Raw genomic sequence first — 14,664 nt, 5'->3', positions numbered from 1 at the left:
ATCAGACAATAAAGCAGACAAACACGCGGGACATTCGTTCACCGTCAACATTACATTTTGTAATGTTGACCATCATAGCGCACTCTGATGATATGCAAAGAGAAAACGCGTGCCTTGTATGATCAAACCACACAAACATAAAGTCTGATAAATCGAATCTTATAGACACGCGACGCGTCGATGCGTGGTCCGACACGCATCGCGCTCGCTCAGTGGTGATCGAAGAGCGCGATCTGATTCGCCTTCACCATCGAATGCACCTTGGTCCTGAACTTCGTGCCAGGATCCTTCATGCACGCTTCCGAGACGGTTGCGGCGACGGGTTGAGCCGTATCGATAACGGTGGTCTCGGTTCCCTTCACGCCGAGCTTGTCCACGCCGGCTACCCAATAAACGAGCGCCGGCTTATACGCCTCGTCGACCTGCACGAACTCCGCGCACGTCATCGTGGCAGGCGCGACTTTCGTTTCCTTCGCGCTGGCGGCGCCCGCGACGAAGACACAGACGAGAGCGAGCAGAATTTTGGCGGGCTTCATAAGACACTCCTTTTAAATGAATGGGAATCAGCAGATTGCAAGCAGATCTTATGAACGCAGAGTTAGCTGCGAATTATCGAAGCCGGCCGAATCGATCGCGCGTGCACAGCGCAACGACTGTGCATCGCGTAGAGAGGATGAGTTCGCTCAGCGTGAGCGATGCCCATGCCGCTTGACGAAATCCATCAATGCAGCAAAGGCGGGGGGAATAGATGGATCGGCAGCGCTGAAGCGCTGCGCGTCGTTGCCTTCGATGTTGATTCGATAGGTGCGGCCGTCCGGAACCGCCTTCGCGGCGCGCGGCCTCGACGCGCCTGCCTCGTCACGCGCCGCCGCCACGAGGCGCGCGAATTCGGCGCCGTCCGCAGGCGACAAATCCTTCTCGTCGAGCACGACTGGCCGTGCAAGAGCGGGAAAGGCGCCGAATCCGCCATCGGTCGTCAGTTCCGCATGCATCGAAGGCTCCTGTGACGCGTGATCCGAAGCACAGCCCGCGCAAGCCAGCACTACACCCGCAAAGATTCCGGCGAGCAAACGGACGCGTGCCCTGTCACAATACACCGACTTCGTTCCATGCTTTCTTGACCGCCGACGCCTCCGCGCTGCTCGCGCCATACAGCTTGCCCGCGGTCGAAAGCGTGAGCTTCGCAAACGTCTTGAAGGTCGCGGTCGGCTTGAGCTGCGAATCGGTCAACGTCTCGTACCAGATTCGCCCCGCCTTCTCCCACGCATAGCCGCCGATTTCCAGCGCGGTCACGCAGAACGCCTTGTTCGGAATGCCCGAGTTGATATGCACGCCGCCGTTGTCCTGCGTCGTGCGAACGTACTTGCTCATGTCGGCTGGCTGCGGGTCCTTGCCGAGCCTCGGATCATCGTAGGCCGTGCCCGGATTCTTCATCGAGCGAAGCGCGACGCCCTTGACGCCCTTCGCGAGCAATCCTTCGCCGATGAGCCAGTCCGCCTTGTCGGCCGTCTGCTTGTGCGCGTATTGCTTGATGAGCGAGCCGAACACATCCGATATCGACTCGTTCAACGCGCCCGCCTGCGCCATGTAATTCAGGCTGGCAGTGTGCTCCGTCACGCCGTGCGTCAACTCATGGCCGATGACGTCGAGCGCGATCGTGAAGCGATTGAAGAGCTCGCCGTCGCCATCGCCGAAGACCATCTGCTGGGAGTTCCAGAACGCGTTGTCGTAGTCGGTGCCGAAATGGACCGTGCCGGTGAGCGGCATGCCGGCGTCGTCGATCGAATTGCGGTGGAAGACCTCGAGGTAGAACTCGAAGGTCGCGCCGAGCCCGTCGTAGGCTTCGTTGGCGGCATCGTCTTTCACGGGCTTTGCACCTTCCGCGCGCACGACCGTGCCCGGCAACGTCTCGGTATGGTTGGCCGTGCAGATCGTTCTATGCGCAGAGGGCGCGGCGGCCGTGGGCATCGGCGGGGCGGCCCTGGGTGCGAGCGCCGCCTGCACGGCGCGGAAATGCCGCATCGTGTGATCCTTCGATAAGGTATCGATGGCGATCTCGCGCTGCTTCGCATCGCCATGCTTCGCGATGTGCTCCAGCATATGCGGCGGCAAAATGCAGTAGATCGAGTGAGGACGTCCCGTCTTCAGATGAGTGCACATGATGCTGTCCTTTCCAAATCACATTGTTGAAATGACCGCGGCCACGATCGGAAATTTAGACGATGTCCTCGAATAGTCAATGCGGGCCCTTTTACCGTCACGCGGCGCATCATGAAATCTTCGTGAACCGCTTCATTCGTGCGTTGTCCTGCCTGCTCTCTCTCATTCAATGTAGGCATACTAAATTTCTCTCTGTCACGCCGCGCAATGTGCGGTAGCCAACATAGCGTGTCATCCAGACATCCGGATTCTTGAACATCCGCTCGACGCGTCGCGCCCGCATAGCGGCTGCCGCACGCGCGGGCCCGCGGATCAATTTGTTGCCCAGCGCACCGAAAGGAAGATTCGAAAGGAGGTTAAATCTTGCAAAACGTGCAATGAGAAACTCAACAAAATGCGCGACCAAACTAAAACATCGAGCGGCCCAGGGTTTCGTCACGGTGTCGATATCGCTTCTTACCGAAGCGCGTGTGTGCACTCCGGTAATTTCGGCCAGGGAGTCGACGCATGACGCCGATCGTCTTCGGAGGCCGCTTCGGGTGGCTCCATGTCGGCCAGGGCAATCACGGCGTCGTGCTGTGCAATCCGTTCGGACATGAGGAGGCGTGGGGGCACAAGGCCATGCGTTATCTGGCCGAGGACCTTTCCCGGCGCGATATTCCTGTCCTTCGTTTCGACTATCTCGCAACCGGCGATTCGGTCGGCATCGATCACGAGAGCGATCGGCTCGACCACTTCGTCGCGGATATCGGCGCGGCTATCGAACGCTTGCGTCACGAGACCGGCGTGACGAAGGTCACGTTGTGCGGCTTGCGTCTGGGCGGCACATTGGCGGCGCTTGCGTCGCATCATCCGCTGGTCGATTCGCTCGCACTACTCGCGCCCGTGATGAACGGACGCCACTATCTGCGCGAGCTCACCGCGCTGCGTCAGACATGGGTCGAGAACCTTCCCGTCGCCGTGCGAGCCGTGCAGATCGATTCGCCCTTTCACGTGCTCGGACAGGTCTATAGCGAAGCGTTTCGCGGCCGCCTGAGCGGGCTCGATCTCGGCAAGTCGATGAGCCGTCAGCCCGCGCTGCCCAAGCGCGTCTTCATCGCCGATTTGCGGCCGGGAGCGAGCAAGTCCTTATGCGACGCATTGCGCGACCGTGACGTCGAGGTGCAGGCGGAAAGCTTCGACGACTACTTCGACTTCATGCAGGAGACCGCATCGTCCACCTTGCCCGAGAAGACGCTCAGGCGGGCTGCGCAATGGATCGCCCTTGGCATGACCGAGGGCGCGTCCGCTGATGCCAGGCCAGCGCGCGCAAGCAAGGTCGCGCGGCCCGGCATAAGCGACGACGCGATCATCGAAACACCCGAAGCGATCGAGCGCCCGGTGATCTTCGGCGCGGCGGGACTCTTCGGCATCTTGTGCGAGCCGCGCGACGGACTCGCGGGCGGACCGGTCATCGTCATCACGAACACGGCGGGCAGCGTGCATCAAGGCGACAGCCGGATTTCCGTGCGCATCGCGCGGGACATGGCGCAACGCGGCATTGCATCGTTGCGCTTCGACGCGCGCGGCATCGGCGACAGCCCCGCGCGCGCGCCGGACGGTACGCTGGAGAAGATCGCGTCGATCCACGCCGAAACCACGATCGAGGATGTCGCGACGGCGGCCGCGTGGCTCAAGCGCAAGGGCTACGATAACGTCGTCGTGTTCGGCATCTGCTCGGGGGCCTATAGCGCCTTGCGCGCATCGCTCGTCGAGCCGGCGATCGGCGCGGTCATCGCCGTTAATCTGCAGCGCTTCTACATACCCGAGCGGCTGACGTTGCAGGAACTCAGGGCTCAGAGGCGCAACACGATGGCGCGTCTCGGACCGGCGATTCTGAAGCCGCAAAAGTGGTGGCTGGTGCTGAGCGGTCAACGCGGGCTCAAGCCGATCGTCAAGGCATTCGCATCGAATGCGGCGGCGCGGCTGCAATCGCAGATGCTCGGCGTGACTCGCAAGAAGGCCGTTCATGCGAAGCACGGGCCGCTCACGGATCCGCACAGCGTCGTTCAAACGCTCGATCGCAAGGGCGTGCGCACGCTGCTCGTGTATGGCGCGGGCGACGAAGGGCTCGATCAGCTCAACGCGCATTTCGGCAGGCACGGGAAGAAGCTCTCGCGAACGACGCGCGTGAGAGCCGCCGTTTGCAGGGATGTCGATCACGCGCTGTACGACACGCGCGCGCTGGCCAGCGTGATCGCGCTGTCCGAGACCTTCATCAAGGACCTGCAACCGGACAGCGCGCCGGTCATCGAAGCCATCGCACCGCTAGGCGTTTCCCAGCAACTTTGAGCTGATCTTCATCACGTCGTCTTCGATACGGAGCGCCGCGTGCCTGCACGCGCGCGGCTTCGTATCGACCCACCGACGCTTCGATTGCGACGCTGTTCGTCCGCATCCGACACACCCCACCGATCTGTTTTTCGATGGCCGACATATCGGCCCGCCGCGTCGCGCCGCAATTCTGCACAAGATCACGGTCAGCTCGAAAAATCCTTTGCTCGTCAACACGTTGGATTAACCGAACAGGTCTTCTAGTACCGCCTGGCACAGCCCTCGCATATGTAGCTGCGAGCGCAACGATTGGTGCTCATCCAACCAGCCAAATCCAGGAGCTACATCATGTTGAAGATCGACAACCTCGCTGTTTCCAAAGACCTCGGCCGTGCTGAAATGGGCGCCATCGTCGGCGGTTCGAGCATCTTCCAGAACAACGGCGTCAACGCCAACGTCAACGGCGGCTTCTCCTTCGCCAGCCCGCAGACCAACGTCGCACCCGTCACGCAAGTCGATGCTTCGCAGCACACCGACGTCGACGTGAAGAACATCACCAAGTCGCTCGCCTCAGTCGGCAGCCTGCTTGGCGGCGTCGCACTCTGATCACCCAAACCATCGCAATCCACTCACGCATCCGGAGAACCATCATGTTGAAGATCGAAAACCTCGCTGTTTCCAAAGACCTCGGCCGTGCTGAAATGGGCGCCATCGTCGGCGGCGCGAGCATCTTCCAGAACAACGGCATCAACGCCAACTACAACGGCGGCTTCTCGTTCGCCAGCCCGCAGACCAACGTCGCACCGGTCACGCAAGTCGATGCTTCGACGCATACGAACGTCGACCTGACGAACATCACGAAGACGCTCGCTACCGTCGGCAGCGAAGTGCTCGGCGGGAAGCTGTAAGCATCACCTCTCGAAGGGAGAAGGAACCACGACGTTTCCTTCTCCCTCTCGTCGCCGTTCCGCGTCCATCGACGCGCCACCGATTTCCCTGGCCCTCGCGCGCAACGCGCGGATCAACGCGGCCGCCCTCATCCGCTCCATCAGTCTGCATAAAACCGCGCGCAACGATTTTTGCCGCTCAGGGCAATCGCCTAGTTGACAGCCCCTTTTTTGATTTCCTACACTGCATACATCGCTGCACACAGTTAGATATTCAGATTTGTGTGGTGCAAATTTCCCTTTTTCGATGCGGGTTTACTCTTATTCGGGAGTCGATCATGGTTCAGTTGTCTCGTTTCACCCGTCGCGCGGTGGCCTGCCTGGCGTTCGCCGGACTTGCGTTGACGCATGCGCCCGTTCGCGCAGACGACACCAGCGCGTGGCAGAGCGTGAAAAAGGCGGGCGTGCTTCGATGCGGCGCGGCCGTCGCGCCTCCTTACGTGATGCGCGACCCGAAGACGGGTGAATACAGCGGCTTCTTCGCGGATTTGTGCCGCAATTTCGGGCAGAACGTGCTGAAGGTGAAAGTCGAGTTCGTCGATACGACGTGGGACAACATCGTCGCGGGCTTGCAGTCGGACAAGTGGGATTTGTCGATGGCCCTGAACCAGACGCCCGAGCGCGAGAAGGCGGTGTCGTTCTCGGCGCCCGCGACCGACTACAACGTTTCATTCGTCTTCAACAGGCAAAACCCGAAGATCCCGAAGGGCGCGCACGCCATAGCCGACATCGACAAGCCGGATCTGACGGTGGCCGTGATGTCCGGCACCGCGCAGGACAAGGCCATTTCGGCCGTCTTGAAGCACGCGCGGATCATGCGCCTGCCCGGCAACGATGAATCGCGTCTCGCGCTCATGTCGAAGCGCGCCGACCTCCTCGCCGACGCCAATATCACGAACATGTTGTTGACGGAAGCGCACCCCGACTGGGCCGCTGCCATTCAACCGAACCCGCCGCTCGCCCAGCAGGAAGTCGCGTTCGGCCTGCGCAAGGAAACGCCGGCTGCCGATCTCGCCGTGCTCGACAACTACGTGAACGCGCAAGTCAAATCCGGCGCGGTCGACAAACTCATCAAGACCTCCGTGCAGGCGATGCTGGTCGCCAACAAGTGATGTGATTCACCGACGCGCGATAAGGCCAGTTCATATCGCGCAGGATTCCTTATCACATTGCCATCCGCGAATCGCGCGCCTTCCGGCGCGCTTGCTGGAGAGATCACATGCTGTCGTCCCAATCCATGCTTTCCCGACACGATATTCCACCGTCGGTTATCGATTTTTCGCCCGCGACCTCCGGCGAATTCGTCCAGTTCAGGGACGTGTACAAGTCCTACGGCGAGAACCTGATCGTGATGGACCATATGAACCTCGACATGCGCGAGGACGATCGTCTCGTCATCATTGGCCCGAGCGGCAGCGGCAAGAGTTCGCTATTGCGCGTGATGATGGGCCTCGAAGGCATTCAGGGCGGACAGATTGGCTTTCAGGGCAAGCCGTATATCTTCGGCGCGGACTCGGCGCGCGGCAAACGGATCGACGCGAAACTGCAGAAACAGATCGGCATGGTGTTTCAGCACTACACGCTCTTTCCGCACCTTTCCGTGCTGGGCAATCTGATCCTCGCGCCGGTCAAGGTCGGCGGACTGTCGAAAGCCGACGCGACCGAGCGCGCGCGCATGTATCTCGCGCGCCTCGGCCTCGAAAGCAAGCTGCACGCCTATCCAAGTCAGCTTTCCGGCGGCCAGAAACAGCGCGTCGCGATTGCGCGGGCGCTGATGCTCGAACCGAAGCTGATGCTGTTCGACGAAGTCACGTCCGCGCTCGACCCCGAGATGGTCATCGAAGTGCAGAACGTGATGCTCCAGCTCGCCGAACAGAAGATGGCGATGATCATCGTCACGCACGACATGCATTTCGCCCGCGATATCGCCACGCGCGTCGTGTTCTGCGCGAGCGGCAGGATCGTCGAGCAAGGCGCGCCGGTCGACATGTTCAAGTGCCCGAAACAGGCTCGCACGCGGGAATTCCTCGAGAAAGTGCTGCATCTCGACTGAGGCCGACATGAACTATCACTTCGACTTCCGCTTTCTCGAGGGCAGCTTGGGCGCCCTGCTCGATGGCCTCAGGGTCACGATCGAGCTCGCCGTCGCGTCGAACATCATGGGCCTCGTGCTCGGCTTTGTGCTATGCCTTCTCGCGATGAGCCGCTGGACCGTCGTGCGCTGGCCCGCGCAGTTGTTCATCGAGTTCTTTCGCTGCACGCCGGCGCTGCTGCAGATCGTCTGGTTCTTCTACTGCATTCCGATGATGGTCGATGTCTTCATCGACCCGATCATGATGGGCGTGCTCGCGCTCGGGCTGAATCTCACCGCGTTCAATGCGGAGGCGTATCGCGCGGGCGTTCAGGCGGTGCCGAAGGAGCATCTCGATGCGTGCGTCGCGCTGGGCCTCAAGCCATGGCAGCGCACCTTGCATGTCGTGCTGCCGCAAGCGCTGCGCACCGCGATGCCCGTGCTGATGACCAACGGCATCGGCAGCCTGCAGCAGAGCGCGCTCGTCGCCATCGTCGCGGTCGCCGATCTGATGTATGTCGGCAAGAGCCTCGCGACCGAAGCCTATCGGCCACTCGAAACCTACACCGTCGTCGCGCTGATCTATTTCGCGCTGTCGCTGCCGATCGCGAAGCTCGTCCATGTGATCGAGCGCCGGCAAGATCTCGCGGTCGAGCGTTGAGGAGACGAACATGCATCTCGACTTTTCCGCCGTCTTGCCCTACTGGCTCGTGCTGCTCAAGGGGCTCGGACTGACCATCGCGTTCACCAGCAGTTGCGCGGTGATCGGCAGCCTCGCGGGCTTCGTGCTGAGCCTGTTGCGCATGTCGCCCTCGCGCTGGATGAAAGCGGGGACCACGCTTTACGTGGAGTTCTTTCGCGGCACGCCGCTCTTGATCCAGCTCTTCTGGGTGTTCTTCTGTTTCCCGGTCGTATTCCGGATTCCGATTCCGCCCTATGCGTCCGTCGTGATTTCGCTGACGCTCTATATGGCGGCGATCACGAGCGAAACGTTTCGCGGCGCGCTCAAATCGATCTCCGCCGAGCAGCACGATGCGTGCATCGCATTGAGCCTGTCGCCGCACGCGAAGATCCTCTATGTGATCTTTCCGCAGGCGCTGCTGCGCGCGATTCCGCCTCTGCTTTCCAACATCGTCAGTCTGTTCAAGGAAAGCGCGCTCATCTCGTCGGTGGGTGTCGCGGATCTCATGTTCGTCGGGCAGAACATCTCGAACAGCACGGCACGACCGGTCGAGTTTCTGACCACGGTCGCGCTCATTTACTTCCTCGTCGCGTTTCCGCTCACGCGTCTTGTCGGCGTGGTCGAAACGCGTTTGCTCAGGCGTTACGCCTGCTAACCCAATCAACGACTCTTCGTTCAATGGAGCAACTCATGCAGATGAAAGGCATTCTTCCCGCACTCGTCACGCCGTTCAATGCGTCTGGCGCGGTCGATCACGACACGCTCGCGAACATCGTCGAGTTTCAGCTCGCGGCGGGCGTCACCGGCTTCGTTCCGCTCGGCTCGACGGGCGAGTACTACGCGCTCACGCACGACGAGCGCCGCGCCATTCTGAAGACCGTGCGCGAAGTGGTCGGCGGCCGCGGCACGCTGATCGGCGGCGCCAACGGTTCATGCACGCGCGAAGTCATCGAACAGACGCGACTGGTCCGCGACGCCGGCTACGAGACGGTGCTGATCGCGCCGCCCTACTACGCGCTGCCGTCGCAACAGGAATTGATCGGGCATTACGAAGCCATTCTCGAGGCCGTGCCCGATGTCGATCTCGTGCTGTATAACTATCCGGTGCGCACGAACGTCGAGGTCGGCTTCGAAGTGCTCGAAGCGTTCAAGGACAATCCGCGCGTCGTCGGCATCAAGGAAAGCAGCGGCAACCTGCTGCGCGCGATCGAGATCGGCGAGAAATACAAGGACCACTACCAGCTTTCCTGCGGCTCCGACGATCAGGCGCTCGACTTCTTCCTGTGGGGCGCGTCGAGCTGGATCTGCGGACCCGCGAACTGCTTCGTCAAGCACGTCGTCGACTTCCACAGGAAGTTCGAAGCGGGCGACATCCGTGGCGCGCAGAACGTCATGCGCTCGCTCTTCCCCGTCATGGCGACGATGGAAGCCGGCAAGTTCGTGCAGAAGGTGAAGTACGGCTGCGAACTCGCGGGCTTCAAGGTTGGCGCCGCGCGCATGCCTTTGCAGCCGCTGACCGATGAAGAACGGGCCGCGTTCCGCAAGGTCTTCGAAGCGGCTCAGCAGTAATGCGATGCCGGCGCGGCGACGCGCCGGCGCATTCAATCAGGCGGGACATCCGGATGAGCAAACATTACTTCAAGAGCATCGAAGGACATACCGAAGGCATGCCGGTGCGCATGGTGATCGACGGCGCGCCGCCGCTCGCGGGCGACACGATGGACGCGCGACGCAAGACGTTCGTCGCGCGTCACGACTGGATTCGCCGCGCGCTGATGCTGGAGCCGCGCGGGCATTCGCATATGTCGGGGACGATCTTCTATCCGCCCGCTTCCGCCGATGCGGACATGAGCCTGCTGTTCATAGAGACATCGGGCTGTCTGCCGATGTGCGGCCATGCGTCGATCGGCTCGATCTCCTTTGCTGTCGAAGCCGGCCTCATCCGGCCGAAAACACCCGGCACGGTCGTCGTCGACGTGCCCGCCGGGAAGCTCACCACGAAATACGACATGGACGGAGAGCGCGTGTCGTCGGTGCGCTTCACCAATGTGCCGAGCTTTCTGCTTCATCGCGATGTCGAGATCGTGCATCCGCATTTCGGCAAGCTCGTCATCGATATCGCATACGGCGGCAATTTTTATCCGATCGTTGAAGTGCAGGCGAATTTTCCGGGCTGCGAGCATTTCACGCCGGATCAGCTGCTCGCGTGGGGCCGGCAGATGCAATCGGCGGTGAACGCGGCTATCGACGTGGTTCATCCGGATCATCCCGGCATTCGCGGCGTCAATCACGCGATGTGGACCGGCGCGCCGCTGTCGAAGGACGCCGACGCACGCGCGGTCGTCATCGCGGGCGATAGCCTCATCGATCGTTCGCCGTGCGGCACCGGCACCTCCGCTCGCGTCGCGCAACGTCACGCGCGAGGGCTGCTCGATGTCGGTCAGGCGTTTCGGCACGAGAGTCTTATCGGAAGCTGCTTCATCGGGCGTGTGGAATCGATCACGACGTTGCACAATGGACTCGACGCGATTCTGCCGAGCGTCGAAGGCCGCGCTTTTCTCACGGGCCGAGCGGAGTATTACGTCGACGACTCGCAACCCTATGCTCATGGCTTCAGCCTGCAGGAGTATGTGAAGTGAACGCCGTGCCTCGCGAAGTCTCTTCAAACGATCCGCTTCCCTCCGGCCAGGAAACGGCCGTGGTGATCGGCGGCGGGATCGTCGGCGTATGCTGCGCGCTCTATCTGCAACGCGGCGGCTATGCGGTCACGCTGATCGATCCGCAAGCGCCGGGCGAAAGCACGGCGAAGTGGAGCTGCGGCCAGATGGCGGTAAGCGAAGTCATTCCACTGTCGAAGCCCGGCATCCTGCTGAAAATCCCCGGCTGGCTCATGGACCAGAAAGGGCCGCTCGCGCTGCGTCCGGGCGCGCTGCCGGGCATCGTTCCGTGGTTCGTGCGCTTTCTCATGTGCGCGCGGCACGCGAAGATCGTCGAGATCGCGCAATCGATGGCCACGCTCACGCACGATGTCTACGCCGACTACGCGCCGCTGCTCGACGCGTGCGACGACAAGACCCTGCTCGGCGAGCGACCCATCCTCGAAGTCTTCGACGATCCGCACGCGCTCACGCACGAAGCGCCGCACATCGCGCTGCGCGAATCGCTCGGCTTCAAGGTGCAGCGGCTGAACGCGAACGACATCGGCGATCTCGAACCCGCGCTCGCGGGCAAGTTCTCGCACGGCCTCAAGTTCGACGACTGGCGCGCGGTGAAAGACACGATGGGCTTCATCGCGGCGCTGACCGACAGCTTCGTCGCACAGGGCGGCCGTCGCGTGCAGACCGAGGCGCGCAGCATCGACGAATCGAATGGTCAGGCAACCGGCGTCACGCTCGCGAACGGCGAGCGCATTGCGGCGCGGCATGTCGTCGTGGCCGCGGGCATCGGCGCGCGGCGCTTCTTTGACGCGCTCGGCGTGAATGTGCCGCTCGCGGGCATCGCCGGCTATCAGGCGGTGGTATCGGACCCGGGCGTGGAGATTCGCCATTCCGTCATCTATGCCGACGGCGGCTTCTGCTTCACGCCGATGACGCGCGGCCTGCAGATCGGCGGCACGATCGAGTTCGCGGGCCACGGCGCGAAACCCGACTTCCGACGCGCGGACATCATTCTGGAGAAGGCGAAGCGCGTGTTGCCGCAGATGCGGACATCGCAGGTGGAGTACGGCGTCGGCTATCGGCCGTTCATGCCGGACACGAAGCCCGTCATCGACCGCTCGCGCAGGCTCGGCAATGTCTGCATGGCGTTCGGTCACGGGCAGCTCGGGCTCACGCTCGGCGCGACCACCGGCCGTTTGATCGCCGACATGGTCGCGGGCCGCGCCACCAGGCAGAGCCTCGAACCGTTCAGCGCATATCGCTTCTCCTGACGAGACGAATTCATGAAATCGTACGAACAACTTTTTATCGACGGCCGCTGGGTCGCGCCCGTCAAGAACGGCCGTTTCGAAACCATCGATCCGGCGAGCGAGGAAGTCATCGCGAATGTTGCAGCGGCGACGGCCGAGGATATCGATCTCGCCGTGCGAGCCGCGCGCAAGGCCTTCGACGAAGGCCCGTGGCCGCGCATGCGCGGCGCCGATCGCGCCGCCGTGTTGCGCCGTATCGGCCGCGGCATTCGCGATCGTCTTCAGGCACTCGCGGAGATCGAAGTGCGCGACAACGGCAAGCCGCTTCCCGAAGCGCTCTGGGATCTGGGCGATGCCGCCGGCTGTTTCGAGTTCTATGCGGGCCTCGCCGAAAAGCTCGACGATCACGCCGAAACGCCCGTCGCGCTGCCGGATGACCGCTTCAGCTCGGTCGCGCGCAAGGAGCCAGTCGGCGTCGCGGGCGCGATCATCCCGTGGAACTTCCCGATGTTGATGGCCGCATGGAAGGTCGCGCCGGCGCTCGCCGCGGGCTGCACGATGGTGCTGAAGCCCTCGGAGCTCACGCCGCTGACCGCGCTCGAACTCGCCGATATCGCCGCGAGCGCGAATCTGCCGCCGGGCGTGCTCAATGTCGTGACGGGACTCGGCCGCGATGCGGGCGCGCCCTTGAGCGAGCATCCCGGCATCGACAAGCTCGCGTTCACCGGCAGCGTGCCGACCGGCAGCCGCATCATGCAGGCGGCCGCGCGCGACATCAAGAACGTAAGCCTCGAACTGGGCGGCAAGTCGCCGTTCATCGTGTTCGACGACAGCGACATCGAGGCGGCCGTCGAATGGATCATGTTCGGCATCTTCTGGAATCAGGGCGAAGTCTGTTCGGCGACTTCGCGCGTGCTCGTGCAGCGCGGCATCTACGATCGCCTGCTCGATCGGCTGAAAGAGCAGACGCGCAATATCGCCATCGGCAATGGATTGAAGGAAGGCGTCCTGCTCGGACCGATTGTCAGCAAGGGGCAGTTCGACAAGGTGCGCGAAGCCGTCGAGCGCGCCGTGAGCGAAGGCGCGCGCCTCGTCACGGGCGGCGGACGGCCCGCGCATCTGGACAAGGGCTATTTCATGGAACCCGTCATCTTCGCCGACGTGCCCGCCGATGCCTGGGTCTGGAACGAAGAGATCTTCGGGCCGGTCGTGTGCATCCGTCCCTTCGACGATGAAGCCGAAGCCGTGCGCTCCGCGAACGATTCGCGCTTCGGCCTCGCGGCCGCCGTCATGTCGCGCGATCTCGCACGATGCGAGCGCGTCGCGCGGGCGTTGCGCGCCGGCATCGTATGGATCAACTGCAGCCAGCCGACCTTCACCGAAGCGCCCTGGGGCGGTTACAAGCAAAGCGGCATCGGCCGCGAGCTCGGCGAGTGGGGCTTGAACAACTATCTCGAGACCAAGCAGATCACGCGCTACGACAGCGACAAGCCGTGGGGCTGGTACATCAAATAGGGCCGAACGATCATGCGCTGGACAAGGACGCTTCAACTCGTCGACGTGCATTGCGAAGGCGAAATCGGCAAGGTCATCACGGCGGGCGTCATCGGCGTTCCGGGCGACACGATGCTCGACAAGATGAACTACATCAACGAAGTCGACGACAGTCTGCGCCGGCTCGTCACGCTGGAGCCGCGCGGCTGCTTGCAGATGTCGGTCAATCTGCTGCTGCCGCCGACGAAGCCGGAGGCGCACGCGGGCTTCATCGTGCTGCAATCGGACAAGGCGCATCCGATGTCCGGCAGCAACGCGATCTGCGTCGTCACCGCGCTGCTCGAACTCGGCATGGTGGAGATGAAAGAGCCGGAAACGACCGTCGTGCTCGACACGCCCGCGGGACTCGTCACCGCGCGCGCCGCGTGCAAGAACGGACGCTGCACGGGCGTCTCGCTCGACATGGTGCCCGCGTTCGTCGAGCAACTGGACGTCGCGATCGAGACCGAGCGGTTCGGCACGCTCAAGGCGGATATCGCGTTCGGCGGCGTGTATTACGCGCTGATCGACGTCGACCAGATCGGCATCACGATCGCGCCCGAGCATGCGCGCGAACTCGCCGAACTCGGGGTCGCGCTGAAGGATGTCATCAACGGGCAGATTCGCGTGCGGCATCCGCTCCATGCGCAGATCGACGAAATCGCTTACGTGATGTTCCGCAACCGCGTCAGCGAGACGCTGTACCAGACCTGCACGACGCTGCCGCCCGGACGCGTCGATCGATCGCCATGCGGCACGGGCAGTTCCGCCAATCTCGCGACCTTGTCGGCGCGCGGGCTCGCCGATGTCGGCAGCCGTTTGAAATCGCGTTCGATCATCGGCGGCGAGTTCGATATCGAACTGCCGGGAAAGACGGAAATCGGCGGCAGGCCCGCCGTGCTGCCGCGCGTCACCGGGCGCGCGTGGGTGTATGGATTGCAGCAGATCGGCGTCGATCCGGACGATCCGCTCGCCGCCGGATTCATGCTGAGCGATACGTGGGGTTCGGGCTTCCGGGCCGCCTGAGACGGAGTGGGCACGATGATAAACT

At 62.5% G+C, this 14,664-nt stretch carries 15 protein-coding genes; 12 read left to right on the top strand and 3 right to left on the bottom strand.

What is annotated here, in order from left to right:
• Positions 1 to 209: 209 nt before the first annotated feature.
• The 3 genes from U4Y90_RS23255 to U4Y90_RS23245 form a co-directional block, all read right to left on the bottom strand.
• Positions 210 to 536: an HdeA/HdeB family chaperone gene (locus U4Y90_RS23255; RefSeq protein WP_321798063.1), complete on the bottom strand. Its 327-nt coding sequence runs from the start codon at positions 534 to 536 to the stop codon at positions 210 to 212.
• Positions 537 to 683: 147 nt separating this feature from the next.
• On the bottom strand, positions 684 to 992 hold the full coding sequence (locus U4Y90_RS23250) for a protealysin inhibitor emfourin (RefSeq protein WP_321798062.1): 309 nt from the start codon (positions 990 to 992) through the stop codon (positions 684 to 686).
• Between the two features lie 94 nt (positions 993 to 1,086).
• Positions 1,087 to 2,160 carry a M4 family metallopeptidase gene (locus tag U4Y90_RS23245; protein WP_321798060.1) on the bottom strand — a complete coding sequence of 358 codons (1,074 nt, stop codon included), beginning with the start codon at positions 2,158 to 2,160 and terminating at the stop codon, positions 1,087 to 1,089.
• A 507-nt stretch (positions 2,161 to 2,667) separates the two neighbouring features.
• Between U4Y90_RS23245 and U4Y90_RS23240 the strand changes: the two genes are divergently transcribed.
• The 12 genes from U4Y90_RS23240 (at position 2,668) to U4Y90_RS23185 (ending at position 14,639) form a co-directional block, all read left to right on the top strand.
• Entirely contained in the window at positions 2,668 to 4,491 is a 1,824-nt protein-coding gene (locus tag U4Y90_RS23240) for a serine aminopeptidase domain-containing protein (RefSeq protein ID WP_321798058.1), read from the top strand.
• A gap of 330 nt (positions 4,492 to 4,821) precedes the next feature.
• The gene (locus tag U4Y90_RS23235; protein ID WP_321798056.1) at positions 4,822 to 5,079 is read left to right on the top strand and encodes a hypothetical protein; all 258 of its coding nucleotides are present in this window, start codon (positions 4,822 to 4,824) and stop codon (positions 5,077 to 5,079) included.
• A gap of 44 nt (positions 5,080 to 5,123) precedes the next feature.
• A complete protein-coding gene (locus tag U4Y90_RS23230) occupies positions 5,124 to 5,381 on the top strand; it encodes a hypothetical protein (RefSeq protein WP_321798054.1) in 258 nt (85 codons plus the stop codon).
• A 317-nt stretch (positions 5,382 to 5,698) separates the two neighbouring features.
• Positions 5,699 to 6,532: a transporter substrate-binding domain-containing protein gene (locus U4Y90_RS23225; protein WP_321798053.1), complete on the top strand. Its 834-nt coding sequence runs from the start codon at positions 5,699 to 5,701 to the stop codon at positions 6,530 to 6,532.
• 107 nt (positions 6,533 to 6,639) lie between these two features.
• Entirely contained in the window at positions 6,640 to 7,473 is an 834-nt protein-coding gene (locus U4Y90_RS23220) for an amino acid ABC transporter ATP-binding protein (protein WP_321798051.1), read from the top strand.
• A gap of 7 nt (positions 7,474 to 7,480) precedes the next feature.
• A complete protein-coding gene (locus U4Y90_RS23215; RefSeq protein WP_321798050.1) occupies positions 7,481 to 8,152 on the top strand; it encodes an amino acid ABC transporter permease in 672 nt (223 codons plus the stop codon).
• A gap of 10 nt (positions 8,153 to 8,162) precedes the next feature.
• Complete coding sequence (locus U4Y90_RS23210; protein ID WP_321798049.1) at positions 8,163 to 8,828, top strand: amino acid ABC transporter permease; 666 nt, start codon at positions 8,163 to 8,165, stop codon at positions 8,826 to 8,828.
• Positions 8,829 to 8,863: 35 nt separating this feature from the next.
• Positions 8,864 to 9,742 carry a 4-hydroxy-tetrahydrodipicolinate synthase gene (dapA, locus tag U4Y90_RS23205; RefSeq protein WP_321798047.1) on the top strand — a complete coding sequence of 293 codons (879 nt, stop codon included), beginning with the start codon at positions 8,864 to 8,866 and terminating at the stop codon, positions 9,740 to 9,742.
• Positions 9,743 to 9,795: 53 nt separating this feature from the next.
• Positions 9,796 to 10,812 (top strand): 4-hydroxyproline epimerase, encoded by a 1,017-nt coding sequence (locus U4Y90_RS23200; protein WP_321798045.1) that lies wholly within the window; start codon positions 9,796 to 9,798, stop codon positions 10,810 to 10,812.
• Positions 10,809 to 12,101: an NAD(P)/FAD-dependent oxidoreductase gene (locus U4Y90_RS23195; protein ID WP_321798043.1), complete on the top strand. Its 1,293-nt coding sequence runs from the start codon at positions 10,809 to 10,811 to the stop codon at positions 12,099 to 12,101. The genes U4Y90_RS23200 and U4Y90_RS23195 overlap by 4 nt, the downstream gene beginning before the upstream one ends.
• 12 nt (positions 12,102 to 12,113) lie before the next feature.
• On the top strand, positions 12,114 to 13,595 hold the full coding sequence (locus U4Y90_RS23190) for an aldehyde dehydrogenase family protein (RefSeq protein ID WP_321798041.1): 1,482 nt from the start codon (positions 12,114 to 12,116) through the stop codon (positions 13,593 to 13,595).
• Positions 13,596 to 13,607: 12 nt separating this feature from the next.
• Positions 13,608 to 14,639: a proline racemase family protein gene (locus U4Y90_RS23185; protein WP_321798040.1), complete on the top strand. Its 1,032-nt coding sequence runs from the start codon at positions 13,608 to 13,610 to the stop codon at positions 14,637 to 14,639.
• Positions 14,640 to 14,664 lie beyond the last annotated feature (25 nt).

Source organism: Caballeronia sp. J97 (assembly GCF_905220305.1).
GTDB lineage: Bacteria > Pseudomonadota > Gammaproteobacteria > Burkholderiales > Burkholderiaceae > Caballeronia.
Note: the sequence above shows the minus strand (reverse complement) of the source record. Positions and strands in the feature narration are given on the sequence as shown.

Coding starts and splice junctions, on each gene's coding strand:
- U4Y90_RS23255 (WP_321798063.1), bottom strand. CDS start 536: ATGAAGCCCGCCAAAATTCTGCTCGCTCTCGTCTGTGTCTTCGTCGCG.
- U4Y90_RS23250 (WP_321798062.1), bottom strand. CDS start 992: ATGCATGCGGAACTGACGACCGATGGCGGATTCGGCGCCTTTCCCGCT.
- U4Y90_RS23245 (WP_321798060.1), bottom strand. CDS start 2,160: ATGTGCACTCATCTGAAGACGGGACGTCCTCACTCGATCTACTGCATT.
- U4Y90_RS23240 (WP_321798058.1), top strand. CDS start 2,668: ATGACGCCGATCGTCTTCGGAGGCCGCTTCGGGTGGCTCCATGTCGGC.
- U4Y90_RS23235 (WP_321798056.1), top strand. CDS start 4,822: ATGTTGAAGATCGACAACCTCGCTGTTTCCAAAGACCTCGGCCGTGCT.
- U4Y90_RS23230 (WP_321798054.1), top strand. CDS start 5,124: ATGTTGAAGATCGAAAACCTCGCTGTTTCCAAAGACCTCGGCCGTGCT.
- U4Y90_RS23225 (WP_321798053.1), top strand. CDS start 5,699: ATGGTTCAGTTGTCTCGTTTCACCCGTCGCGCGGTGGCCTGCCTGGCG.
- U4Y90_RS23220 (WP_321798051.1), top strand. CDS start 6,640: ATGCTGTCGTCCCAATCCATGCTTTCCCGACACGATATTCCACCGTCG.
- U4Y90_RS23215 (WP_321798050.1), top strand. CDS start 7,481: ATGAACTATCACTTCGACTTCCGCTTTCTCGAGGGCAGCTTGGGCGCC.
- U4Y90_RS23210 (WP_321798049.1), top strand. CDS start 8,163: ATGCATCTCGACTTTTCCGCCGTCTTGCCCTACTGGCTCGTGCTGCTC.
- dapA (WP_321798047.1), top strand. CDS start 8,864: ATGCAGATGAAAGGCATTCTTCCCGCACTCGTCACGCCGTTCAATGCG.
- U4Y90_RS23200 (WP_321798045.1), top strand. CDS start 9,796: ATGAGCAAACATTACTTCAAGAGCATCGAAGGACATACCGAAGGCATG.
- U4Y90_RS23190 (WP_321798041.1), top strand. CDS start 12,114: ATGAAATCGTACGAACAACTTTTTATCGACGGCCGCTGGGTCGCGCCC.
- U4Y90_RS23185 (WP_321798040.1), top strand. CDS start 13,608: ATGCGCTGGACAAGGACGCTTCAACTCGTCGACGTGCATTGCGAAGGC.